The 24515-nt window shown below is 50.8% G+C and carries 23 protein-coding genes and 1 pseudogene; 21 read left to right on the top strand and 3 right to left on the bottom strand.

Translation table 11 applies throughout. The features are described 5' to 3' along the window. Nucleotides 1-150 precede the first annotated feature (150 nt). The 3 genes and pseudogenes from AYY16_RS14690 to AYY16_RS14680 form a co-directional block, all read right to left on the bottom strand. A complete protein-coding gene (locus tag AYY16_RS14690; RefSeq protein WP_067368130.1) occupies nt 151-1413 on the bottom strand; it encodes an MFS transporter in 1263 nt (420 codons plus the stop codon). A 223-nt stretch (nt 1414-1636) separates the two neighbouring features. Then, nucleotides 1637-2609 (bottom strand): annotated as a pseudogene (locus AYY16_RS14685) (sugar phosphate isomerase/epimerase family protein). 17 nt (nt 2610-2626) lie between these two features. Then, nucleotides 2627-3337, bottom strand: coding sequence for a UTRA domain-containing protein (locus AYY16_RS14680; protein ID WP_067368127.1), 711 nt, complete (start codon nt 3335-3337; stop codon nt 2627-2629). Between the two features lie 460 nt (nt 3338-3797). On the opposite strand from AYY16_RS14680, the gene eutS reads away from it, so the two are divergent. From eutS to AYY16_RS14575, 21 genes are all read left to right on the top strand, one after another. Continuing rightward, nucleotides 3798-4133: an ethanolamine utilization microcompartment protein EutS gene (gene eutS / locus AYY16_RS14675; RefSeq protein WP_067368124.1), complete on the top strand. Its 336-nt coding sequence runs from the start codon at nt 3798-3800 to the stop codon at nt 4131-4133. A gap of 27 nt (nt 4134-4160) precedes the next feature. Further along, nucleotides 4161-4607, top strand: a complete 447-nt coding sequence (eutP, locus tag AYY16_RS14670; protein ID WP_067368115.1) for a EutP/PduV family microcompartment system protein — start codon at nt 4161-4163, stop codon at nt 4605-4607. A gap of 12 nt (nt 4608-4619) precedes the next feature. Continuing rightward, a complete protein-coding gene (gene eutQ / locus AYY16_RS14665; protein ID WP_067368112.1) occupies nt 4620-5387 on the top strand; it encodes an ethanolamine utilization acetate kinase EutQ in 768 nt (255 codons plus the stop codon). A gap of 11 nt (nt 5388-5398) precedes the next feature. Continuing rightward, complete coding sequence (eutT, locus tag AYY16_RS14660; RefSeq protein WP_067368109.1) at nt 5399-6244, top strand: ethanolamine utilization cob(I)yrinic acid a,c-diamide adenosyltransferase EutT; 846 nt, start codon at nt 5399-5401, stop codon at nt 6242-6244. Next, nucleotides 6234-7256: a phosphate acetyltransferase gene (pta, locus tag AYY16_RS14655; protein WP_067368106.1), complete on the top strand. Its 1023-nt coding sequence runs from the start codon at nt 6234-6236 to the stop codon at nt 7254-7256. Before eutT ends, pta begins: the two co-directional genes overlap by 11 nt. A 38-nt stretch (nt 7257-7294) precedes the next feature. Next, nucleotides 7295-7588 (top strand): ethanolamine utilization microcompartment protein EutM, encoded by a 294-nt coding sequence (gene eutM / locus AYY16_RS14650; RefSeq protein ID WP_067368103.1) that lies wholly within the window; start codon nt 7295-7297, stop codon nt 7586-7588. A 143-nt stretch (nt 7589-7731) separates the two neighbouring features. After that, nucleotides 7732-8019: an ethanolamine utilization microcompartment protein EutN gene (eutN, locus tag AYY16_RS14645; RefSeq protein ID WP_067368098.1), complete on the top strand. Its 288-nt coding sequence runs from the start codon at nt 7732-7734 to the stop codon at nt 8017-8019. Between the two features lie 38 nt (nt 8020-8057). Then, entirely contained in the window at nt 8058-9491 is a 1434-nt protein-coding gene (locus tag AYY16_RS14640) for an aldehyde dehydrogenase family protein (protein ID WP_067368091.1), read from the top strand. 57 nt (nt 9492-9548) lie between these two features. Beyond that, nucleotides 9549-10394 carry an ethanolamine utilization protein EutJ gene (gene eutJ / locus AYY16_RS14635; RefSeq protein WP_067368088.1) on the top strand — a complete coding sequence of 282 codons (846 nt, stop codon included), beginning with the start codon at nt 9549-9551 and terminating at the stop codon, nt 10392-10394. Then, nucleotides 10384-11586 (top strand): iron-containing alcohol dehydrogenase, encoded by a 1203-nt coding sequence (locus tag AYY16_RS14630; protein WP_067368085.1) that lies wholly within the window; start codon nt 10384-10386, stop codon nt 11584-11586. The genes eutJ and AYY16_RS14630 overlap by 11 nt, the downstream gene beginning before the upstream one ends. Nucleotides 11587-11631: 45 nt before the next feature. Beyond that, nucleotides 11632-12903 (top strand): ethanolamine utilization protein EutH, encoded by a 1272-nt coding sequence (gene eutH, locus AYY16_RS14625; protein ID WP_067368083.1) that lies wholly within the window; start codon nt 11632-11634, stop codon nt 12901-12903. Next, nucleotides 12900-14318 (top strand): ethanolamine ammonia-lyase reactivating factor EutA, encoded by a 1419-nt coding sequence (eutA, locus tag AYY16_RS14620; RefSeq protein ID WP_067368078.1) that lies wholly within the window; start codon nt 12900-12902, stop codon nt 14316-14318. Before eutH ends, eutA begins: the two co-directional genes overlap by 4 nt. A gap of 11 nt (nt 14319-14329) precedes the next feature. Then, nucleotides 14330-15691, top strand: coding sequence for an ethanolamine ammonia-lyase subunit EutB (locus tag AYY16_RS14615; protein WP_067368075.1), 1362 nt, complete (start codon nt 14330-14332; stop codon nt 15689-15691). Between the two features lie 18 nt (nt 15692-15709). Continuing rightward, nucleotides 15710-16603 carry an ethanolamine ammonia-lyase subunit EutC gene (eutC, locus tag AYY16_RS14610; protein ID WP_067368074.1) on the top strand — a complete coding sequence of 298 codons (894 nt, stop codon included), beginning with the start codon at nt 15710-15712 and terminating at the stop codon, nt 16601-16603. A gap of 13 nt (nt 16604-16616) precedes the next feature. Beyond that, nucleotides 16617-17273, top strand: coding sequence for an ethanolamine utilization microcompartment protein EutL (gene eutL, locus AYY16_RS14605; protein WP_067368068.1), 657 nt, complete (start codon nt 16617-16619; stop codon nt 17271-17273). Between the two features lie 122 nt (nt 17274-17395). Further along, complete coding sequence (locus tag AYY16_RS14600) at nt 17396-17962, top strand: BMC domain-containing protein (protein ID WP_067368065.1); 567 nt, start codon at nt 17396-17398, stop codon at nt 17960-17962. Beyond that, entirely contained in the window at nt 17955-19307 is a 1353-nt protein-coding gene (locus tag AYY16_RS14595) for a 4Fe-4S dicluster domain-containing protein (protein ID WP_067368060.1), read from the top strand. Before AYY16_RS14600 ends, AYY16_RS14595 begins: the two co-directional genes overlap by 8 nt. 2 nt (nt 19308-19309) lie before the next feature. Beyond that, nucleotides 19310-19864 (top strand): BMC domain-containing protein, encoded by a 555-nt coding sequence (locus AYY16_RS14590; protein WP_067368057.1) that lies wholly within the window; start codon nt 19310-19312, stop codon nt 19862-19864. A gap of 34 nt (nt 19865-19898) precedes the next feature. After that, the gene (gene eutR, locus AYY16_RS14585) at nt 19899-20930 is read left to right on the top strand and encodes an HTH-type transcriptional regulator EutR (RefSeq protein WP_223861234.1); all 1032 of its coding nucleotides are present in this window, start codon (nt 19899-19901) and stop codon (nt 20928-20930) included. Between the two features lie 288 nt (nt 20931-21218). After that, nucleotides 21219-22262, top strand: coding sequence for an L-asparaginase 2 (gene ansB, locus AYY16_RS14580; RefSeq protein WP_067368054.1), 1044 nt, complete (start codon nt 21219-21221; stop codon nt 22260-22262). Between the two features lie 290 nt (nt 22263-22552). Next, entirely contained in the window at nt 22553-24514 is a 1962-nt protein-coding gene (locus AYY16_RS14575) for a TonB-dependent receptor plug domain-containing protein (protein WP_067368050.1), read from the top strand. Nucleotide 24515: the final 1 nt, after the last annotated feature.

Genomic DNA, 24515 nt, shown 5'->3' with positions numbered 1-24515 from the left:
TGTATATCAAATGCAGCTTAATCAATTCAGCCAATGTAAAACAAAGATATGATTATTTTTTGTCAATACCTCTCAGGTGGTAGATGTGGCTACGGTTATGCCGCTGAATAGTCAACGGCATAACCGGTATCCGAAAGCGTAAGTTATTTATTACTGTGCAGCTAATTCAGCCCGCGCCTTACGCTTTTTAATATTAATAATTAAAATACCGGAAGCAAAAGCACCACAGAAAGCAAATAATGCCATTAAACCAAAGACGATTTTATAGCCCGTTATGCCCGGGTAGATATCCAGAATATGACCATACAGACTGAAGCAGAACATGGCAGGTGCGTAGCCGATAAAGCTGCCCAGCGCCATGGCAGAGCCGGTATTGGACTCTTTAATATTGGCTTCACCGATAGGTGCAAAGAAGATAGCGCGTTGCGTGAAGACGATGGTTCCGAAGCCCAGCGTACACACCATGCCTAAATAAACCGGCATACTTTCATGCGGCAGGAAAATAAAGATGACTAATACAATGACGCTGAGAATAAAGGTATAGAACAGGTATTTGGTTGGTGATTTTAATATTTTATCAGCAATTAACCCGCCGATAGGACCGCCGACCATTTTCAGGCAATATTGATTCAGAATACCGTAAATACCGACTAACGCGATGGGCAGTGCATAAATATTACTCAGGAACGGAATAAAAAAGGTTAATCCGCAATAGACGGCATAGACAAAGAAAATACTCAGGGCAATAAGCCACACTGTACCGTCTTTTAATACTGCGCCCACGCCCGGCTTTTTCTCTGTGCTTTCTTCTTTGGTTATTTCTTTTGTGACAACGGTTTTGTCATCTTTCAGGAACAGGAAGATAACGCCACCAACAAGAATAGCCATGCCGGAATAGAATAAAATCCCCATTTTAAAACCCAGTAAACCACTGCCGAACCAGGTAAATACCGCCAGTGCGGAAAACGCCACAATGGTATCGACAACGCCGCGACCGGTTTCAAAGAAACCAAAAATTCGTCCTTGTTGCGAGCTGTTACCCAGCAAACTGACGGATTTTAATAATACCGGCCAGTTGAGCATGTCACAGGTAACACCAAATAATGCCCAGACAAATAATATCCCCCAATAGCCCGGCATAGTGGATAAGTAAATACCCAGTAACCCGGTTGCTATTAATGAAAATGAAATTGTCAGGCGGCGGGGCAATTTATCTGAAAAATAGATAGATAAAAAGAAACCTATGGTAGTGACGACGGAGTTTACCGACATCGCATTACCTATCTGACCATTGGTCAGATGAAAGAATTCCTGCATCGGAATATAAAATGCATCTTTAAGTGAAGGCAGTTTATATATAGTACCGCCGCATAAAACTAATAAGCTGAATATTGCCCATCTTTTTTTTATCAAGCATAGTGCCTCCCGCCTGAAAAGTAATTTACTTTTTCAGCCAGTGTGAATTGTTATTTTAAGAGTTTGCTGTGTATAGAACAGGTAGTTGTTTTATTCTTTTATTTTTTTATACTCGTCATACTTCAGGATGCTCGGGTGTTGACTGCGTTCAGCTCGCCAGGTCACATAGTTTATCTATGTTCCCCGTCTATCTTCACTTGTCGCCTACATGCATCCGGAATTATTTAGAGTATAGAATGGCCTCTGCTTTAATTTCATTTATTATTTTACGGACATAACGAATCTGATTAATGGCATCCTCTTTTTCCTGGGCTAAACGGGCACTGATTTCATTTTCCGGCAGCGGTGTTTCACTCATCTGACGCCACGGGATCCACGGGTCGGCAACTTCATCTGCAAAACGGAATGCCGGTGCGTAATAATCAACTTCTTCTTCCAGCCCGTAAGAAATGACCTGCGGACGCTCTTCGCCCAGGCATATCAATGCCTGTAGCATCTCTTTAAACGGCAGATTTCCCTCGCCGGAACGGCAGGCTTTATGACCGAAACCCTGTCCTTCTTCCAGGATCACCGCATCTTTGATATGCACCTGAGTGATGTGTCTCTGCATGGCAGACAGCGCATCCATCGGCAATTCGCAGGCATTGATCATATTACCGAAATCAAATAACAGAGTAAGCTGCGGGAAACCGGCATTTTTTTATCAGCTCAACCAATTCATGATTTTTTAAATCTTCATGTTGTTCGAGGACAAATGTCAGGCCGCTGTGCTGATAATGTTCTTTGAGATAACACAGGTCGGCGGCAATGGTTTTTAACACGTCAGAAAGAGCACCTTCATAACGCGGATAGAAACGGACAGAACTTGCGCCGGTTTTCAGGGCAATTCTGACAGCGTCATCAAGGGTTTTATTGTCTGACGCACTGGTTTCAATATTAATATCGAGATTATAACGCGTTGCTTTTTCGCCGAACTCTGCCAGTTTTTCGTCATTCATGGTGGACAGCGATTGTGTTTCACCATCCAGCACATGTATTTTGACACCCGGCAAATTATGCTCGTGTGCAATATCAAGAAGATCGCCTGGCAGCAGTTTTTCAAAACGCATATTCAGGTGGTAAGCATACGCGTGCAGATACAGTGGCAAATTATCTGCACGTTCAATAATCCGGCGGGCTTCATCTGATGTCATGGGTATATTTCCTTATCTCAAAGCTCAACAAAAAAATTAACAGATTCAAAGCGCCAGTATTCGATATCTATCTGAACAATATTATGTGCAGAATCGCAGCGGTATTTTTCGACCCGGATCCCCGGCGAATTGGCGGTGCAGCCGATTTCTTTACTGGCCGCTTCAGGCATACGGGCAGGTTTAAATGCCAGGCGTGCCGTGGTGGTGGTGATGTGGTATTCCTCTTCCCAGATAGCGGCAAAAGAGTGATTATCCAGTTTGTCGGTAAATCCGGGACCGACTGCCGGGTTGATATACGTCTGGTGCCAGAATACTTTGTGCCCGTCGAGCGCGCCCCAGCCACAGATGCAATAAACCGGCTCTCCCGGCGCAAGCCCCAGTTTTTCAGCTATTTCCGCAGGCGGGTTGGTTATCAGTGATTTATCGCTGTATTCCCATGATGGCTCCCGCCCCTGTGCTCTCGCCGCCTGATTAAAACTGGCGGGTGATTTCGGGTTGTAATTAAATCGCGGAAGCGCGGCAAACCAGCCACTGCGGTTTTTGCGGAAAATTTTCCCGTCACTTTCCATGCTCAGCAATGCCTGGCGCAGTGACATCCGGTTAACACCGAGTTGTTCCGTCAGCGGGCGCTCAGCAGGTAATTTATCGCCGGGTGTAATTACACCGTCAGTGAGCAGTATTTCTAATTTTTCTCTGGCAAGGTCAGCTGCTGTTTGTGTGTTTTTCATATTATTTATTTTTTTGGTTTAAACCAAATTCATTGTAAGTTACGTGAGTCGCATTGTGCGCGCAAGTGAGGAACCCCGGGATAAGTGTCAATTTGGGAGATACTTCACATTCTGATACTTCCCGGTGACAGGGAAAATAACAGATCAATCCACTATCCGATAAATATTTGCTGTTCATAAACGTAATTGTATTCAGTAATAAATAAATAACCCACCAAACTACGTATCTATATGTAATTGATAATATGTATTTCCGTTATTTCCTGCCGATTTATCTTTTTTGTCACAATACAGTCATGATGAAACCTCACTATTTCCTCTCCATGATCTCTGCATGTTACAAATTAACATTTCTGTCAATTAGTGATCTGTTTCAACTTTTAGGCGTGCTTGCCGATTTTTGTTATCCCCTTTTTAAGAGTATGACTAGGATTGAATTAATTCTTATGAGGAGAGTGCGATGGAAAAGGAACGTATCATCCAGGAATTTGTTCCCGGTAAACAGGTAACCCTGGCGCATCTGATTGCGCATCCCAGCCCGGATCTGGCTAAAAAAATCGGGGTTCCCGGCGCCGAAGCCATCGGCATTATGACGCTGACACCCGGCGAAACCGCCATGATTGCCGGTGATATTGCCACCAAAGCCGCCGGTGTTGAAATCGGCTTTCTTGACCGTTTTACCGGTGCGCTGGTGATTTACGGCTCAACCGGGGCGGTAGAAGAAGCCCTGATTCAGACTGTACGCGGGCTGAGCCAACTCCTCAAATACGCTATTTGTGATATCACCCGCAGCTAGCCGGGTGCAGTTAAGGATGCCGTCTGAATGAAACGAATTGTGTTTGTGGGTGATGTGGGAGCCGGAAAAACGACATTATTCAATGCGTTGCAGGGTGATTTTGATCTCGCACGTAAAACACAGGCGATTGAATTCAATGAAGAAGGTCGTGTTGATACACCGGGTGAATATTTCAGCCATCCCCGTCTCTACCATGCATTGATTAATACGCTGGCAGACTGTGATGTTCTGATCTACGTCCACGCAGCAAACAATCCGGAGTGCCGTATTCCGTCCGGATTACTGGACATCTACTCTCACATGCGCCGTTTTGCCGTGATCAGCAAAATTGATGCAGCCGATGCAGATGTGCCGGCAACCCGTGAACTTCTGGCCTCGCGCGGCTTTGAAGAACCGATGTTTGCTATCAACAGCCTGAATCCTGACGACATTCTGCCAGTGAAACAGTTTTTGGCCTCACTCGACAGCCAATAAGAGGAATATCCGATGAAGAAATTAATAACGGCCAATGACATCCGGGATGCACACGCAGCGGGCAAAACCCGTCTCGAAGTTGTGCTCAAAGATAGCATTATCACCCCGGAAGCCCATGTCGTGGCTGACCAATTGGGTTTTGCCATCTGCGAAGTGACGACGGCACAAAATACCGCGCCGACAGCCGCACCGGTTGCAGCAACCGCCGGAACAGAACCCAATATTTCATCCGCAGAGCGGCAGAAAATCCGCGAATGCATTATTGCACAACTGCCCGCCGGTAATGTGACTGAAACCCTGATCGCCCAGTTGGTTGATAAAGTGGTTCAGGAGCGCATGGCGCAGATCAAAGCAAAAGTGGCGGCATTCAAACCTGCCGCAGATGAAAACACCGATACCCCGAATACCCAGAGCTACCGCAGTGTTACCGGCAAAGGCGGCATTAAAGTTGTCGACAGCAGTTCGGTAAAATTCGGTAATTTTGACGGCGCAGGTCCGCACCGTGTCGGGATTGCTGATTTAATCACCGCGCAGGATAACAGCAGCATGGCTGCCGGTTTTATGCAGTGGGACAAAGGCTTCTTCCCGTGGACACTCAATTACGATGAAGTGGATCTGGTACTGGAAGGTGAGCTGCATGTGCGCCATGAAGGCGAAACCATGATAGCGAAAGCCGGTGACGTGATGTTTATTCCGAAAGGCTCTGCTATTGAGTTCGGAACAACCTCCACCGTCCGTTTCCTCTATGTGGCCTGGCCGGCTAACTGGCAGGAGTGCTGAGGAGTATCGCCATGACCTTTATCACTGAAGACTGGCTGCGCGACAACTTTACCCTGAGTGAAGGCAGTGAAATTCATCTGCCTGCGGACAGCCGTATGACGCCGTCTGCCCGTGAGTTGATCGAAGGCCGTCGTTTACAGGTGAAATTTCAGGATAAACAAGGTCGTCTGTTTGTGGAAAAACCGGATGCGTCCGGTAAAACCGAAACAGCGGTTCCTGATCTGAAAGCGGTACACGGATTAACCAGTAAAGATAAAGCGGATGTTGCCGCCTGCGAGCTGTGCCATCAGCCGGTGGCGAAAAAGCCCGATACCCTGACGCATCTGAATGGTCACACTATGGTGGCAAAAAATGATCCGCGTCTGGCATTCCGTGCCGCGCTGGATGCAACCATTGCAGAAGCGGTCTGGTTACAGACTGAATTTGCCCAAACGCCGCTGAAAGGCTGGCTGGCAGATATCCGCTCTGTTCTCGGCAACATTATGCGTGCCGATGCACTGAACGAGCCGTTAGACGACCAGCGTATTGCTGACCTGAGTGCGGATGAGCTGCATAAGCTCTCTCATAACCCGCTGAAATACCTGGGTCACGACCATATTGTTCCGGATGTGAGCCACGGGCGTGATTCCGCAATACTCAATCTGCTGCGGACCAAAGTCCGTGAAACAGAAGTCAGTGCCGCGCGTATTTATATCGATTGTTATTTTCAGGTTATCCGTCCGGACATTATGCAGGCGCTCAACCGCCTTTCAAGTGCGGTCTATGTCCTGATGGTGATGGTGGTCCGCGAAGGCGGCTTTATGACCACACAAGCCCTGAAACAGGCGCTGACCAAAGGAGAAACACATGCTCATTGAACGATGTCGTCAACAGGCAAAACAGAACCCGCCACGGGTGGTTCTGCCGGATGCACTGGATGAGCGGGTTATCCACGCGGCGCGTTACCTGAAACAAAATGGTCTGGCTGAGCCGGTTCTGCTGGCAAACCCGTTTGCACTGCGTGATTTCTCACTGCGCACGGGTGTCATTATGGACGGACTGAGCACGATTGACCCGGACAATGCCGATGAATGGCGGGCTGAATTTGCTGCTGCGGTAACCGAACGTCTCGGCGAAAAAGCGCCGGAAGATGCGGATAAAGCTATGCGCCAGCCGCTCTGGTTTGCCGCTGCAATGGTTGCTGCCGGAAAAGCGGATCTGTGTGTGGCGGGGAATATCTCGTCAACGGCTGCCGTACTGCGCGCCGGACTGAAAGTGATTGGTCTGAAGCCGGGCGTTAAAACATTATCCTCAATTTTCATTATGTTGCCGCCGGGAACGGAAGGCAATGTACTCGGTTTTGCAGATTGCAGTGTCGTACCTCAACCCACTTCAGCACAACTGGCGGATATCGCGCTGAGCAGTGCTGAAACCTTCACCGCAATCACCGGCGAAACCGCGCGCGTCGCAATGTTATCGTTTTCATCCGCAGGCAGTGCCAAACACCCGAATGTGGCAATGGTGCAACAGGCAGTAGAAATGATCCACGCACGCGCACCGCAGTTAAAGGTGGATGGCGAATTGCAGTTTGATGCGGCGTTTGTTCCGGATGTTGCTGCAAAAAAAGCGCCAAACAGTGAGTTAAAAGGCCGCGCAAATGTCATGGTCTTTCCGTCACTGGAAGCCGGTAATATCGGCTACAAAATTGCCCAGCGTCTTGGCGGTTACCGGGCTCTCGGCCCGCTGATTCAGGGATTAAACGCACCGGTACATGATTTATCGCGCGGCTGTAATGCCCGCGACATCATTGAACTGGTGCTGGTAGCACAAACACAGTTAGCTCAGGCAGAACAACCTGTTCTCCGCCCTGAAGCAGAAAACGTTATTTAAACCGGTCCCTGATGGGATCTCAATGAGAGGAAGATATCATGGAAGCATTAGGACTGATCGAAACTAAGGGTCTGGTTGCATTAATCGAAGCATCTGACGCGATGGTCAAAGCAGCACGCGTTAAATTAGTCGGTGTTAAACAAATCGGCGGCGGTCTGGTAACAGCTATGGTGCGCGGTGACGTTGCAGCATGTAAAGCAGCTACCGACGCAGGTGCAGCAGCAGCTCAGCGTATCGGTGAACTGGTTTCTGTACACGTTATTCCGCGTCCGCACGGTGACCTGGAAGAAGTATTTCCTATCAAAATGTCCAGCGATCAATCTATCGATTAATTGTTGTTAGCGTGGCGTAGATCTGACGCCACGCTTATTTAATCTCCCCGGTTTTTTTGCTGTCACTCAGACGGCAGGGGATTTTTTTACCTGAAATCCGTAGCCGGCTGTATTCAGGCTGCTGAAATAGAAAGGAGGTGAACATGAAACTCGCTGTTGTTATCGGACAGATCGTGTGCACCGTGCGTCATCCCGGATTGGATCACGACAAATTACTGCTGGTGGAAATGATTGACCGCCAGGGGAATCCAAACGGTGAGGTGGCCGTCGCAACCGACAGTATCGGTGCGGGTAATGGTGAATGGGTGCTGATCGTCAGCGGAAGCTCGGCGCGGCGTGCTCAGAACAAAGAAGCATCACCGGTTGATCTCAGCATCATCGGCATTGTGGACGAGGCCGTTATGGAAAGTCAGGTGATTTTTCATAAATAAATCGCTGCAACGAGTCACAGAAAGAGGCGTGGGTGAATATGGATCAGAAAGAAATTGAAAATGTGGTCAAAGCAGTTCTGGCCAGCATGAGTGCAGGCGCACAACCGGCTGCATCAGCAGCACCACAGCAGGCGTCAGCCTCACAGAATAATGGTTCCGGGGTTTTCGACTCATTAGATGACGCCGTACTTGCCGCAAAAGAAGCACAAAAATCATTAAAAACCGTCGAAATGCGCAAACGTTGCATCGATGCTATCCGTCATGCTGCTGCTGAACATGCCCGTGAACTGGCTGTTATGGCAGTTGAAGAAACCGGCATGGGTCGCGTGGAAGACAAACTGGCAAAAAACTTAGCACAGGCAAGCGGTACACCGGGTGTTGAGTGTCTGCGTCCGGAAGTCTTAACCGGCGACCGTGGCTTGACCCTGATTGAAAATGCACCGTGGGGCGTTATTGCCTCTGTTACGCCGTCAACTAACCCGGCGGCAACCGCAATCAATAATGCGATCAGTATGATCGCGGGCGGTAACAGTGTGGTCTTCGCACCGCATCCGGCAGCAAAGAAAGTATCACAGCGCACTATTACTGTTCTGAATCAGGCGATTGTCGCCGCAGGTGGTCCGAACAACCTGCTGGTTACTGTTGCAAATCCGGACATTGAAACCGCGCAGCGTTTATTCAAATACCCCGGAATTGGTCTGTTAGTCGTGACCGGCGGTGATGCAGTTGTTGAATCTGCCCGTAAACACACGAACAAACGTCTGATCGCAGCCGGTGCCGGTAACCCGCCGGTGGTTGTTGATGAAACGGCTGATATTGAACGTGCGGCAAAAGCTATCGTTCACGGCGCATCATTTGATAACAACATCATCTGTGCTGATGAAAAAGTGCTGATCGCGGTTGACAGTATCGCCGACAAGCTGGTCACAGAAATGCAGCGTAACCACGCGGTATTACTGACCCGTGAGCAGAGCGAAAAACTGATCCCTGTTCTGCTGAAAAATGTGGATGAGAACGGACACGGCACCGTAAGCCGTGACTGGGTTGGTCGTGATGCAGCGAAAATTGCTGCCGCTATCGGCATGACAGTTCCGGCGGATACCCGTCTGCTGATCGCAGAAACGGATTGCAAACATCCGTTTGCCGTCACTGAACTGATGATGCCGGTTCTGCCAATCATCCGTGTGAAAGATGTGGATCAGGCAATCGATCTGGCGGTGAAACTGGAAGGCGGCTGCCATCATACAGCAGCAATGCATTCCAATAACATCAGTAACCTGAACCGCATGGCAAATGCCATCGACACCAGTATTTTCGTGAAAAACGGACCGTGTATTGCGGGGCTGGGTCTGGGCGGTGAAGGCTGGACAACCATGACGATCACCACACCAACCGGTGAAGGTGTGACCTGTGCGCGGACATTTGTTCGTCTGCGCCGCTGCACCATGGTGGATTCGTTCCGCATCGTGTAAGCGACTGCGGTGAGATCTGCGATCTCACCGCCTTTTTTATTAAAACCGGAGGAACCGATGGTTCAACGCAATCAGGAATGGCTGGCATCACGCTTACAGCAGGCAGCGACAATCTGTAATCAGCCGGCAACGGATGAGAAGAAAGATGCGCCGTTATGGCTGGGGATTGATCTCGGCACCTGTGATGTGGTGTCCATGGTGGTCAATGCAGAAGGTCAGCCGGTCGCGGTGTGCCTCGACTGGGCAGATGTTGTCCGTGACGGCGTTGTCTGGGATTTCTTCGGTGCGGTAACTATCGTCAATAAACATCTGGATACGCTGGAAAAACAGTTAGGTTTCCGGTTTGAGGTCGCCACCACTTCTTTTCCGCCGGGAACCGACCCGCGCATTTCAGTCAATGTGCTGGAATCAGCCGGGCTTACTGTTTCAAAAGTGCTGGATGAGCCGTCTGCGGTTGCTGACATGATGGGGCTGGATAAAGCCGCTGTTGTTGATATCGGCGGGGGCACCACCGGCATTGCTATCGTGCAGAACGGGGAGGTTGTCCGTTCCGGTGATGAAGCGACCGGCGGACATCATATTTCTCTGACCCTGGCGGGTAATCAGCGTATTGAACTGGAAGTCGCTGAGCAGATGAAACGTGAGCGCGGTGAAAGTATCTGGCCGGTGATCCGTCCTGTATACGAGAAAATGACGGACATCGTTGAACATCATATTCGCGGTGAAGATGTGACCGAACTCTGGCTGGCGGGCGGCTCTTGTATGCAGCCCGGTGTGCAGCCGTTGTTTCAGGCGCGTTTCCCGCATCTTAATGTAGTACTACCACAGCAATCTATCTTTATGACGCCGCTGGCGATTGCCGTCTGCGGTGTATCTCAGGGGGAAAAGCATCATGCCGGATAATAAATTACCTGCGGACGCGATGCAGTCCGCAATCTATCAGGCACTTGACCTGGTCAATGCCCGTCAGGTGCGCGAATTTTCTGTTCCGCCAACCACATTAATCGGTCCGGGTGCGGTCGGGCGCAGCGGGGATGTTCTCGCTGAGCGCGGTATTAAGCACGTTTTCATTATGGTTGACGGCATGTTATTACAGGCCGGACTGACCGACGTGCTTGAACGTAATCTGACCCGCAGCGGCATAGCCTATGAAATCTGGTCGTGCCCGCCGGGTGAGCCGATGGACAAAGATGTCTTCAATACTGTTGAGCATCTGCTGAAAGTGAAATGTGACGGGATCATCGCCCTCGGCGGCGGTTCTGTTCTCGATGCAGCAAAAGCAGTTGCTGTTCTGGCAGCGAATCCCGGTCTGCCGCTGGCAAATTTAATGCCGGGTGCGGCACTGAATCCGCGTCTGCCGTTTATCGCTATCCCGACCACTGCCGGAACAGGCTCTGAAGCCACCAATGTTTCCGTCATTATTGAAGCACAAAATCATATCAAACAAGTGCTGGCACACAGCCAGTTACTGCCTGATCTTGCCATTATCGATGCCTGTCTGACACTCGGCGTGCCACCGCACATCACTGCGATGACCGGAATCGATGCCTTAACACATGCCATCGAAGCCTATGTTGCCAGCAATGTCACTCCGCTGACACAGGCGCTGGCGTTGCGGGCGATCACTATGATCAGCCACGCCCTGCCGGTGGCGGTTGGTCAGGGTCATGATATTAAAGCACGCGAAGACATGATGCTGGCGTCTTATATGGCCGGTATGGCGTTTTCCAATGCCGGTCTGGGATTGTGTCACGCGATGGCGCACCAGATTGGTGCGGCGTACAACATTCCGCACGGCAAGGCGAACGCCATTCTGCTGCCGTGGGTGATGCGTTTTAACCGCCTGGTGTGCAAACAGGCGTACAGCGAAATTGGTCATGCCCTGACTCAGCGTCAGATGACCGACATAGAGGCCATCGGGGCCGTGGAACAACTGATTAGCGACGTGGAACTTGCGCAAACGCTGCCGGCTCTGGGCGGGAAACGTGAGGATTTTGATGGTTTTGCAAAAGCAGCATTGCAGGATATCTGCATCAAAACCAACCCGCGTGCGGTCACAGCGGCTCAGATAGCGGCGATTTACGAATCTGCCTGAGTCAAATAAGAACAGCCTGCGCGACAGGCACGGAAGGAGTAAGGTATGGGCATTAACGAAATTATCATGTACATCATGATGAGTTTTATGCTGATAGCCGCTGTGGATCGTATCTTTAATCAGTTCGGCGGTTCAGAAGCTATCCTCGGTAAAATTGGTCTGGGTAAAGTCGGGAAAGGCATTGCCGGTTCCGGTGAGCAGTTTGAAGAAGGGTTCATGGCAATGGGTGCGCTGGGTCTGGCAATGGTCGGTATGACTGCGCTGGCACCGGTTATTGCCATGTTGCTGGGGCCGCTCATTATCCCTGTATATGAAATGCTGGGCGCGAACCCGTCAGTATTTGCAGGTAGTATCCTGGCTATCGACATGGGCGGTTTCTTCCTCGCGAAAGAGCTTGCCGGTGGTGACGCCGCAGCATGGTTATATTCCGGTGTGCTGTTAGCCTCCATGATGGGTGCCACTATGGTGTTTTCCATCCCTGTTGCACTCGGCATTATCGATAAAAAAGACCGTCGTTTTCTGGCACTCGGTGTGCTGGCGGGTATTGTCACCATTCCGATTGGCTGTATTGCGGGCGGACTGGTCGCGAAGTTCTCCGGTGTTGAATATAACGGCGAGATTGTTGATTTCAGCATGACCATGTTACTGGTCAATATGATCCCCGTGATCATTGTGGCTGCGCTGGTTTGTCTGGGTCTGAAATTTATCCCTGAAAAAATGATCAACGGCTTCCAGATTTTCGCCAAAATCCTGGTCGGCATCATTACTATCGGCCTGGCGGCTGCGGTGGCTAAATTCACTGTGGGCTGGGATATTATCCCGGGGCTGGACCCAATCTTTATGACAGAAGGGGATGTACCGGGACAAGTGATGCGCGCCATCGAAGTTATCGGTTCTATCTCTGCGGTACTGTTAGGGGCTTACCCAATGGTGCTGCTGCTGACCCGCTGGTTTGACAAATCCTTTATGAAAATCGGCAGCCTGCTGAAAATTAACAATATTGCAGCCGGCGGCATGATCGCGACACTGGCGAACAACATCCCTATGTTCGGCATGATGAAAAACATGGATACCCGCGGCAAAGTCATTAACTGCGCATTCTCTGTTTCAGCGGCGTTCGCACTCGGTGACCACTTAGGTTTCGTGGCAGCGAATATGGCACCGATGATTTTCCCGATGATCGTCGGCAAAATTGTGGGCGGTATTACGGCGATTGTTGTTGCCATCATTATGATGCCGAAAAATATTGAGCAGGAAGATATCGCAGCAGACGCTGAAGCACAGGCTGACAATGCAGCGGAGGAAAGCCGCGCATGAAAACCCTCGAACTCTTAAGTGTCGGTATTGATGTGGGCACGACCACCACTCAGGTGATCTTCTCCCGTCTTGTTCTGGTAAACCGCGCGGCGGTGTCACAGGTGCCGCGCTATGAGTTTGTGGATCGCTCGATTATCTGGCAGAGCCCGATATTATTCACGCCGGTGGACAAAGATGGTCATCTGCGTGAAGAGGAGCTGCTGGCGCTGGTGCTGGCACAATATAACGCCGCCGGAATGGATCCTGCGACGATAGATTCCGGTGCCATCATCATTACCGGTGAAACGGCAAAAACCCGCAATGCGCGTCCTGCTGTGGTGGCGTTATCCCAGAAACTGGGGGATTTCGTGGTAGCTACTGCCGGTCCGCATCTGGAATCGGTGATTGCCGGTTTCGGCTCCGGCGCACAGACACTCTCTGAGCAGAAGATGGCGCGGGTGCTGAACATTGATATCGGCGGCGGCACAGCAAACTATGTGCTGTTCGAAGCCGGTCATGTTATCAGCTCTGCCTGTCTGAATGTCGGCGGGCGTCTGTTTGAAACGGATACCAACGGGCGTGTCAGTTATGTGCATGCGCCCGGTCGTCTGATTGCCCGCGATTGTTTCGGGGAGCAGACAGATCCGATGTCACTGACTGTCGCACAGCTCAATATCATTGCCGATCGCATGAGTGAACTGCTGTATGAAGTGATCAGCGGGAAGTTATCGCCGCTAGGTCGTGAATTACTGATGACGGATGGTTTGCCGGAAAACAGTTCCTATTACGCAGTCACACTTTCCGGCGGTGTCGGTGAGTGCTACAGCAATCCTGAAACCGGTAATGATTTCCGTTTCGGGGATATCGGTCCTCTGCTGGCACAGGCTATCCGCCGCGATGCCAATTTCAATGCATTACCAATGCAGACCCCGGCGCAGACTGTCCGCGCGACAGTTATCGGAGCCGGTGCGCATACCTTATCACTCTCCGGCAGCACTATCTGGCTGGACAGCATCACCTTGCCAATCCGCAATATCCCGGTTGTCCACCCGGCACTCGGTCGTGCGGATGATGAAGATCTGGTCAATACCTGGAGCCGTGCCCTGACGCAGATGGATCTTAATCCGCAGCAGGATCTTTACGCACTCTCTCTGCCGGACTCTCTGCCGACCAGTTACGCCTCGGTGCAGTTCTGCATTGATGCCCTGGAACGCTTTACAAAAATGTACCCGAACACCATGCCGCTGCTGGTGATCGCCGGTCAGGATTTTGGTAAGGCGCTGGGTATGCTGCTGCGCCCGCTGATGAACGGCCGCGAACTGGCTGTCATTGACGAAGTTATTACGCGTACGGGCGATTATATCGATATCGGCTCACCGCTGTTCAGCGGTTCGGTCGTCCCTGTTACTGTTAAATCACTCGCATTTCCTTCCTGAGGGAACGTTATATGAAATTAAAAACAACGCTGTTTGGTCAGACCTATCAGTTCCGGGACGTCAAAGACGTCCTCGCGAAAGCTAACGAACTCCGCTCCGGTGATATCCTGGCGGGTGTTGCGGCAAGTAACTCGCAGGAACGTGTAGCGGCAAAACAAGTGCTCGCTGACCTGACTATTGCAGATGTCCGCAATAATCCGGTTGTTCCGTATGAAGAAGACTGTGTTACCCGTCTTATCCAGGATGATATTAATGAGACGGAATATAACCGTGTCAAAAACTGGACTATCGGCGACCTGCGCGAGCATGTACTGAGCGACACCACGACTCTTGATAACATCAACCTGCTGCGCAAAGGGCTGACGTCTGAAGTTATCGCCGGTGTGGCGAAAATCTGCTCTAACGCTGACCTTATCTACGGCGCGAAGAAGATTCCTGTCGTAAAACGTGCGAATAACACCATGGGTCTGCCGGGTCACTTCAGCGGACGTTTACAGCCGAATGACACCCGTGATGAAGTGCAGAGTATTGTTGCACAAATCTATGAAGGTCTTTCTTATGGTTGTGGTGACGCGGTTATCGGCGTCAACCCGGTCACCGATGATGTGGATAACCTCAGCCGCGTGCTGGATGCTATCTACGGCATCATCGACAAATACGACATTCCGACACAGGGTTGTGTGTTATCACACGTTACTACTCAGATGGAAGCGATCAAGCGCGGTGCGCCGGGCGGTCTGATTTTCCAGAGTATTTGTGGTAGTGAAAAAGGTCTGCGTGAGTTTGGTGTTGAGCTGGAAATGCTGGATGAAGCCCGCCACGTAGGCGCGCAGTATAACCGCATTGCCGGACCTAACTGCCTCTATTTTGAAACCGGACAGGGTTCTGCGCTGTCAGCAGGCGCTCACTACGGCGCTGACCAGGTCACTATGGAAGCCCGTAATTACGGACTGGCGCGTCATTACGATCCGTTTATGGTTAATACCGTTGTTGGTTTTATCGGACCTGAATATCTCTATAACGACCGCCAGATCATCCGTGCCGGTCTTGAAGATCACTTCATGGGTAAACTGAGCGGTATCTCCATGGGTTGTGACTGCTGTTACACCAACCATGCGGATGCAGACCAGAACCTCAACGAGAACCTGATGATCCTGCTGGCGTCTGCGGGCTGTAACTTCATCATCGGGATGCCGCTGGGTGATGACATCATGCTCAACTACCAGACTACCGCGTTCCACGATATCGCCACCGTCCGCCAGTTACTCGGTCTGCGCCCTGCGCCGGAATTCGAAGCCTGGCTGGAAACGATGGGGCTGATGGAAAACGGACGTCTTACCAACCGTGCCGGTGACCCGTCACTGTTCTTCTGATTGTTGAGGTAAATCATCATGGATCAAAAACAAATTAATGACATTGTACGCAGCGTGATGGCTCAGATGGGGCACACGGGTACCAATGCAGAAGCGGTTGCTGCGGCGACACATGCGGCGCTGAATCAGGGTAATACCTCTGTTGAGTCAGTTGCATTAGATCTCGGCTCTCAGGAAGCAAAACAGTGGATCGGGGTTCAGAACCCGCACCGCGCCGAAGTGTTACAGGAACTGCGCAACAGCACCGGTTCACGTGTCTGCTCCGGTCGTGCCGGTGTGCGTCCGCGCACACAAAGTCTGCTGCGTTTCCTGGCAGATCACTCCCGTTCAAAAGATACCGTTCTGAAAGAAGTCCCGGCTGAGTGGGTGAAAAAACAGAATCTGCTGGAACTGCAATCTGAAATTGCTGACAAAAACCAGTATCTGACCCGCCCGGATATGGGGCGTATTCTGAATAAAGAATCCATCGAACTGCTGAAAACCAAGTGTGTGCAGGCGCCGGATGTGCAGGTCATTATCTCTGATGGTCTGTCTACGGATGCTGTCACAGCGAACTATGATGAGATCCTGCCGCCGCTGATGAAAGGTCTGGAGCAGTCCGGTCTGAAAGTCGGCACGCCGTTCTTTGTCCGCTATGGTCGCGTGAAGATTGAAGACCAGGCCGGTGAAATACTCGGCGCGAAAGTGGTTATCCTGCTGGTGGGCGAACGTCCGGGTCTGGGACAGTCTGAAAGTCTTTCCTGCTACGCGGTGTACTCACCGACGGTTGCGGGCACAGTAGAAGCTGACCGCACCTGTATCTCGAATATCCACCGCTCCGGTACACCACCGGTTGAAGCGGCCGCGGTTATCGTGGATTTAGCCAAACGTATGCTGGAGCAGAAAGCATCCGGCATCAACATGAATCGCTAACGGGGAATTTACTATGCCTGTATTAGATCTTATCCGTCCGAACATCACTGCAATGCGTCTGATTGCTAATGTGCAGCAAGATTTCTGCCGTGAACTGAATTTACCGAAACACATCCGCAGTCTGGGTCTTATCACTGTTGACTCTGATGATGTGGCGTATATCGCTGCTGATGAAGCAACCAAGCAAGCGATGGTGGAAGTGGTATTCGGGCGCTCCCTGTATGCAGGAGCGTCAAACTCACCGTCACCGACTTCCGGCGAAGTGATGATTATGCTGGGTGGTCCGAACCCTGCGGAAGTACGCGCGGGTCTGGACTCAATGATGGCAACAATCGAGTCAGGTCCGGCATTCCGCTGGGCAAATGACAAAGAAGATACCGCATTTCTGGCGCATCTGGTGTCCCGTACCGGGTCATATTTATCGGGTGATAAAATCCGTGCCGGTGACCCGATTGCGTATCTGGTGGCTCCGCCGCTGGAAGCGACATTTGGTATTGATGCCGCACTGAAAGCCGCCGATGTACAGTTAGCAACCTATGTGGCACCGCCATCAGAAACTAACTACTCAGCAGCCTTCCTGACCGGCAGCCAGGCTGCATGTCAGGCCGCGTGTAATGCCTTTACCGAAGCGGTTCTGGATATTGCCCGCAACCCGATTCAGCGCGCCTGAGTCCGGGAGTACCCGACGTCATTCAGGATGCAGGCAGGCGGCTGTCTTCACGCCGCCAAAGCACCTGCAGTCTGAATGAATAAGGGTATAGTCAGTTCAGTCATTAATACAGGAGAGAGGTCATGATCGATTCGTTGGGATTACTGGAAGTGTACGGTCTGGTGTCCGGCATTGATGCGGCGGATGCGATGCTCAAGTCGGCCAACGTCCGCATCCTTAATTATGAAATGGTGATCCCGGGGATGGTGACCCTTGTTGTTGAAGGCGATCTGGCGGCATGCCGCGCTGCTGTTGATGCGGGCATTGCCGCCGCGTCACGCACCGGCAAAGTGGTTGGTCATAAAGTGATCGGACGCCCTGACAGTGATACCGAATGGCTGGTCACCGGGTTCAGCGGCGTACCGGTTAAGGTCAAACCGCAGTCTCCGGCACCGGCGGCTGCACCTGTTGCCGCGCCGGTTTCCGCACCTGTGGCTGAAGCCGTAAATGCACCGGATACGGATGCTCTGCTGGCGTTTACCGCGAATGCACAGCATCGTCATGGTGTGACCGCCGGTGAAGCCGCTATGCACTTCAGTTGCCTGATTGAAGAGAGCCGCGATGCGCTGGAAAGCCTGTTTAAACAGGGAAAACTGCGCAAACGCGGCAGTCGCTACCGGATGAAACAGGAAGGAAACCGCGATGAGTAACCTGACTGCGGGTCTGCATGAGTGCGGACCCGACATTATTCGTCAGCGGGTGCAGGATGCAGGTGTCGTCGGCGCAGGCGGAGCGGGGTTCCCGACTCACGTTAAGCTGGCGGCGCAGGCTGAAATTTACCTTGTGAATGCGGCCGAATGTGAGCCGCTTTTGCAGGTGGATCAGCAACTTGCTGTCCGTGAAGCTGATACCCTGATCCGTGGCTTGCTGTATGCCATGCGGGCGACCGGCGCAAAAGAAGGCATTATTGCCATAAAGGGTAAATATCAGGCGGCTATTGATATCCTGAATGCCAGGCTGCCTGATACCCTTCGTCTACATATTTTACCGGATGTCTACCCGGCAGGTGATGAAGTGATCACCATCTGGCTGGCAACCGGACGACGCGTACCACCTGCGGCACTGCCGCTCGCGGTTGGTGTGGTGGTGAGCAACGTCCAGACACTGATCAATGTGGCGTATGCCGTTGAAAAAGAACAGGCAGTGATTTACCGGGTCTTAACCGTCAATGGTGCGGTTCATCATCCGGTCACGCTTTCCGTCCCTGTAGGCACCTCACTGCGTGAAGTGCTGGCGCTGGCAGGTGGCGTAACCATCAGTAACCCTGCTTATATTAACGGCGGGCCGATGATGGGAAAATTACAGACATCACTCGATGATGCTGTGACCAAAACGACCGGCGGGTTATTAGTGCTGCCGGACGATCATATTTTAATTCAGCGCCGTACGCGCTCAGAGCGCACGGTGATTAACCAGGCGCGCACAGTGTGCGAACAGTGCGGAATGTGTACCGAGCTTTGCCCGCGCCATATTATAGGTCACGAACTGCCGCCGCACCTGATTGTCCGCGCGGTGGGTTACGAGCAAATTTCGTCTCCGTCAGCGGTCGTGGCAGCACTGACCTGCTCGGAATGTGCGATTTGTGAAGCCTGGTCCTGCCCGGTTGAAATCTCCCCGATGCGCCTGAATCAGATGCTGAAAGTGAAGCTGCGCGAAGAAGGGATCCGCTACGAAGGCGAATTGCGCCCGGAAGATCCGATGGCACAACACCGGATGCTGCCGGTAAAACGGCTTGTCCGCCGCCTGGAACTGACGCAGTACATGCACAAAGCGCCGATGACAGATGATATTTACGCGCCGCAGCAGGTCATTATTCCGCTGCGCCAGCACATTGGCGCACCGGCAGTACCTGTGGTCAGTGCCGGTGATAAAGTTACCGCCGGTATGCTTATCGCCGCGATCCCGGAAAAAGCGCTGGGCGCACCGGTTCATGCCAGTATCAGTGGTGTAGTCCGCCATATTGACAGCACCGCTGTCACGATAGAGAGAGAATAAATATGCACAGCGCAATTGCGATGGTTGAGCTTTCCAGCATCGCCAAAGGCATGGAAGTGACAGACTTTATGCTGAAAAGTGCCGATGTAAAATTGCTGATGGGCAAAACAGTCTGCCCCGGCAAATATGTTGTCATGGTCGGCGGTGATGTGGCAGCCGCGCAGCAGGCGATGCAGTGCGGTGTTGAAAAAGGTGGCGCACAGGTAGTGGATGAATTTTTGCTCAGCAATATCCATCCTGACGTTCTGCCCGCTATCGGCGGTGTGACAGAGGTAAATGCCCGCGAAGCCGTGGGAGTAGTGGAAACCTTTAGTGTTGCGACCTGCATTGAAGCGGCAGATTTTGCTGTTAAAGCAGCCGGCGTCACGTTAATACGTCTTCACATGGCGTATGGTATTGGCGGTAAGTGTTACTTTGTGATGAGCGGCGATGTGGCAGATGTCGAAACCGCGAAAAAAGCGGCATCACAGGTAGCTTCTGATAAAGGTGCGCTGGTCTACAGCATGGTCGTACCTAACCCTCATCCCGATTTCTGGCAGCAACTGGTCGCAGGTTAATATGATGACGGCCGTTCATTTTGGGGACAAACTGATGAAGAAAATCACGCCTGATTTACATCACCTTAATGATGACGTGCCACAGGACCGCGATCTCAGCCCTATTGTGATCGAGCAGAATTTTACCCAGCGCTACACCCATGATGCCTATGATCAGGCTTGTGCTATCACCGCTTGGCAGCAGTTGTATGATCAGCTTACGCCGGGCCGGTTCGAGGGTGAACTGACAGAAACCCTGTTTGACGGGCTTCAGGTGTTCCATGAATACACAAACCTCTCTTTGCGCCAGTCCTGTATGGTCTGGCCGAACGCGTTCTGGTTTGGTATTCCGGGAGAGCAGCAGAATACCGGTTACATCGGCAATCAGATGCTGTGCAAACAGAAAATCGCCGTGCGTCCCGGTGGTAAAGAATTTGAGCTGAGCACGCCGGATGATTATCATATCCAGGGCCTGGTTATCTCCTACGATATCCTGAAAAAACATTCGGTTGTGCTGCAAAACCCGGAACGGCTGATGAACCTGCTCAGTGAAAATCCGGCAATCGGTGTGAATCCATTCAAAAAAGAAGCGATCTGGCAGTATATCCGCCATGCACTCTGGCACGCAAAAATAGAGCAGGAACGTAACCAGAATGTCAGCCGCGTGCTGAGTCACAATCTGCTGACCTCTTTCCTGGGATTACTGGAAGATGCCAGTACGGTGGCGGATGAACATTACACCAACCGCGTCAACTACCTGAAACTGGTCTCCAAAGCCCGCGAATATCTGTTTGAAAATGCATCAGAGCCGGTCACTGTGCTGGAATTGTGTAATGAGCTTTATGTCAGCCGCCGCACATTGCAGAATGCCTTTCAGCAGGTGCTGGGAATTGGTCCGAATGCGTATCTGAAAACCATCCGCCTGAATGCAGTGCGCCGTGAACTGATAAGCCCGTATTCAAAGCAGACCACAGTCAAAGATGCCGCCATGCAGTGGGGATTCTGGCATTTGGGTCAGTTCGCCACAGATTATCAGCGCTTATTTAATGAAAAACCGTCGGTGACATTAGGTAAGCGATTGATGTAATCAATTATTTTTATACCCTTATTCATTCAAACTGCAGGTTCGTTGGCGAAGCAAAGCCTGCATCCTGAATGACGTTGGGTATAGTCCGTTCTCCGGGATCGGTATTGTTTACTGTGTCCCTGATTTATTTCCTTCCTGATTATTTTCATCACTGGTTTTTTTGCTACCCATCCCATTTTCGATATTTTTTCATGATTATTTACCCTACCTCACATTTTAATATCGCACTTATTGCTTTTTAAGCTAATAATTTATTGGAAAATATTGTTTATTAATGGGGTTTACGGCATGAAAAATAGCAATAAGGCATTATTGGCGACATTGATCTCACTATTTATGGCTCCGGCACTGGCATTACCATCCGTCACCATACTGGCGACCGGCGGTACGATTGCCGGCAGCGGGGATTCTTCAACCTCTTCCGGCTATCAGGCAGGAAAAGTCGGTGTGGATGCACTGATTAATGCCGTGCCTGAAGTGAAGGCGCTGGCGAACCTCAGCGGTGAGCAGGTCGTGAATATCGGGTCACAGGATATGAACGACCGGGTATGGCTGATGCTGGCGGATAAAATCAATCAGACGTGCGATAAGACTGATGGATTTATTATTACCCACGGTACCGATACGCTGGAAGAAACAGCGTATTTTCTTGATTTGACTACGGCGTGTAAAAAACCTGTCGTATTGGTGGGGGCGATGCGTCCGTCGACCGCACTGGGTGCGGATGGTCCGCTCAATCTCTATAACGCGGTTGTCCTTGCCACCGATAAATCGGCAGCGGATCGTGGTGTTCTGATGGTCATGAATGACAGCGTTATCAGCGGGCGCGATGTTGTTAAAATGAATACAACAGAGGTTCAGGCATTTGCTGCTGTTAACGCAGGTGCGCAGGGATTTATTCATGACGGTAAGGTGACTTATTATCACGCTGCCGTCCCGCGTGAGTCCGGCGCGGCATTTGATGTCAGTAAACTCAGTGCATTACCGGATGTCGGGATTGTTTATAACTATGCAAATGCTTCCGCCGCGCCGGTAAAAGCGCTGCGGGAAGAAGGTGTGAAGGGAATTGTCAGTGCCGGTGTGGGTAACGGCAATATGTATAAAAGTATTTTTGATGCACTGGCGACAGCGGCAAAAGAGGATGTTGTTGTTGTCCGCGCCAGCCGTGTGCCGACCGGTTATACAACACGCAATGCCGAAGTGGATGATAACGCTTATGGGTTTGTGGCATCAGAAAGGCTGAATCCGCAAAAAGCACGCGTATTGCTGCAACTGGCGCTGACGCAGACAAAGGATCCGAAAAAGATCCAGTCGTTGTTTGAAAAGTATTAATTGACCAGACCCGGCCGCAGTCATCAGTAATATGATGATTGCGGTTTTTTTTCGGGTGTGAAACAAAATAGTTACTTTTTATGATAGTTAACAAATGAAACAAAAAAAGACACAGATGGCTACAGGAATTTAAAGAAAAACAAGCCTGAATCTGTCTGTATTCACAAAGCAGGAAAAAGAATTGTTCTCATATTTACCCTTTGAATTTGTTCAGTATATTGGCTGACTATAAGTCAGGGATGATTTTTAATCTGCCATATTGATCACGATAAAATAAAAATGAGAAGGGTATGACACCGACTAAATTTGTACTTGCACCATTGGCAGCAATGGTGATTTTACCGCTTTATGTGCAGGCGAAAACACCTGAGAAAAATGACACTATTGTTGTCAATGCATCGACGATTGAATCGACAAAAGTGAATGAACTGGCAGATTACGGTAATAAACTGCATGTCATTACCCGTGATGAAATAGAACGCTCCGGACCCTCTTCCGATTTAAACCAGGTATTACAAAAATATGTTCCCGGCTTATATGTCTCTATGGGACAGGGGGCTTTCGGTTACGGAAAATATTCGTTTATGGGCGGACGCCCGGATGACACCTTAATTTTAATCGATGGTGTCCGTCTTAATAATCGCCTGTTCGGCGGGATCTATCTTGATACTCTGCCGCTGGTCGCCATTGATCGCATTGAAATTCTTCAGGGTGCGCAGAGTCTCTCTTTCGGGACGCAGGCAATCAGCGGTGTGATTAACATCGTGACTAAAAAACCCACCTCTGAAACCTTGTCCGGTGAATTCAGTACGGGTGCGGATACAGACAAAGGTCGCTCCGGGGAAGGTTATGTTCAGAAAGCGTTTGATAATGACATTGGCAAAACCGGGCTGATGGCGTGGGTCAGCCGTCATAAATCTGAGGGCTATCAGCCATACCGTGATCGTGATTATAACGGCAGAATCGGTGATAAAAAACGTGGCTATGACCTGACCTCTGTCGGGATGCAGGTCACACAGGTCTTTACGGATAAAGCACAATTACAGGCATTTTATCAATATACCGATGCGGATCTCGATATGGTGTCTCCGAATAATCACCGCAGCGCGGTAAACAAGCGCGACCATCATCTCGGTACACTCTCTTTCGAGCACTTTCTGACTGCCGACACCAGTTATTCCCTGCGCGCACACATGAATGACTGGAACACCCGCTATGACCGCAGCCGGTATCTGGCGGACGGCTCAGTCGAGGTGCAAAACGATGATTCGTATTGGGGATTCCGTGATTACGGCATCCAGGCGCAGTTAAAAAGCTACCTGTTTGGTGAGAATGAATTTGTCTTAGGCTCTGATAACCAGTGGTATAAGGGCAAAGATGAGGTGATGAAAATTGAGACGGATACAGCAAAAGCCAATGCGCTGTATTTGCAGGTGCGCCCGGCGATTACCGCTCTTCCTGAATTAAAACCGAGCCTGGGTGTGCGCTATGAACGCTTTGAGGGCGGGCAGGACGCAACTGTCTGGATGGCAAGCACGGCTTATGAAGCGAGTGATAACCTGACACTGCGCGGGCAGGTAGGAACCGCCTTCAAACTGCCGAATGCGGAGCAGTTATTTGTCAGTGATGCAAACAAGCAGGTGGTGGGCGACCCTAATCTGAAAGCCGAGAAAAGTAAGAATATTGAAGCCGGTTTTGATTATCTGACACAGTGGGAAAATGGTGGCGCATGGCAGTTTGGTGCCACCGGATATGCCCGTGAAATCAACGATTTGATTACAACTGTTAAAGTCGGGAAAGTCGATCGCTGGGTGAACGGAGAAGGTGAAATCCGCACTAAAGGCGTGGTGCTCGCTACCAAGCTGAATTTCAGTGAAGAGTGGTATGTCTCCGCAGACATGACCCGCAACTGGCTTGATACTAAAAACGGCGCGACACTCAATGATATACCTGATGTCTTTACCCGCGGGCGTGTTGGTTATGATGCCCCGGCGAAACAGTGGGGGGCGGAGTTGTCCACCCGCTATGTCGGTGAGCTGAAATCCGGCGGGGTATCTTATGGTCATTACACTGTGTTTGATGCCGGCGCATATCTGTATGCCGATCACGCGCAGCAGCACAAACTCTCTCTGTTAGTGGAAAACCTGCTTAACCGCGATTATCCGGCAGGGCTGACCAGTAACGGTCTGGTCAAAGTGGATAACCTCGGGCGTCCGTTAACCGCAGAATTGCGCTATACCTACCGTTTCTGAG

Origin of the sequence: Morganella psychrotolerans (genome assembly GCF_001676155.1) — a bacterium.
In the GTDB taxonomy this organism is placed as follows: Bacteria; Pseudomonadota; Gammaproteobacteria; order Enterobacterales; family Enterobacteriaceae; genus Morganella; species Morganella psychrotolerans.
Note: the sequence above shows the minus strand (reverse complement) of the source record. Positions and strands in the feature narration are given on the sequence as shown.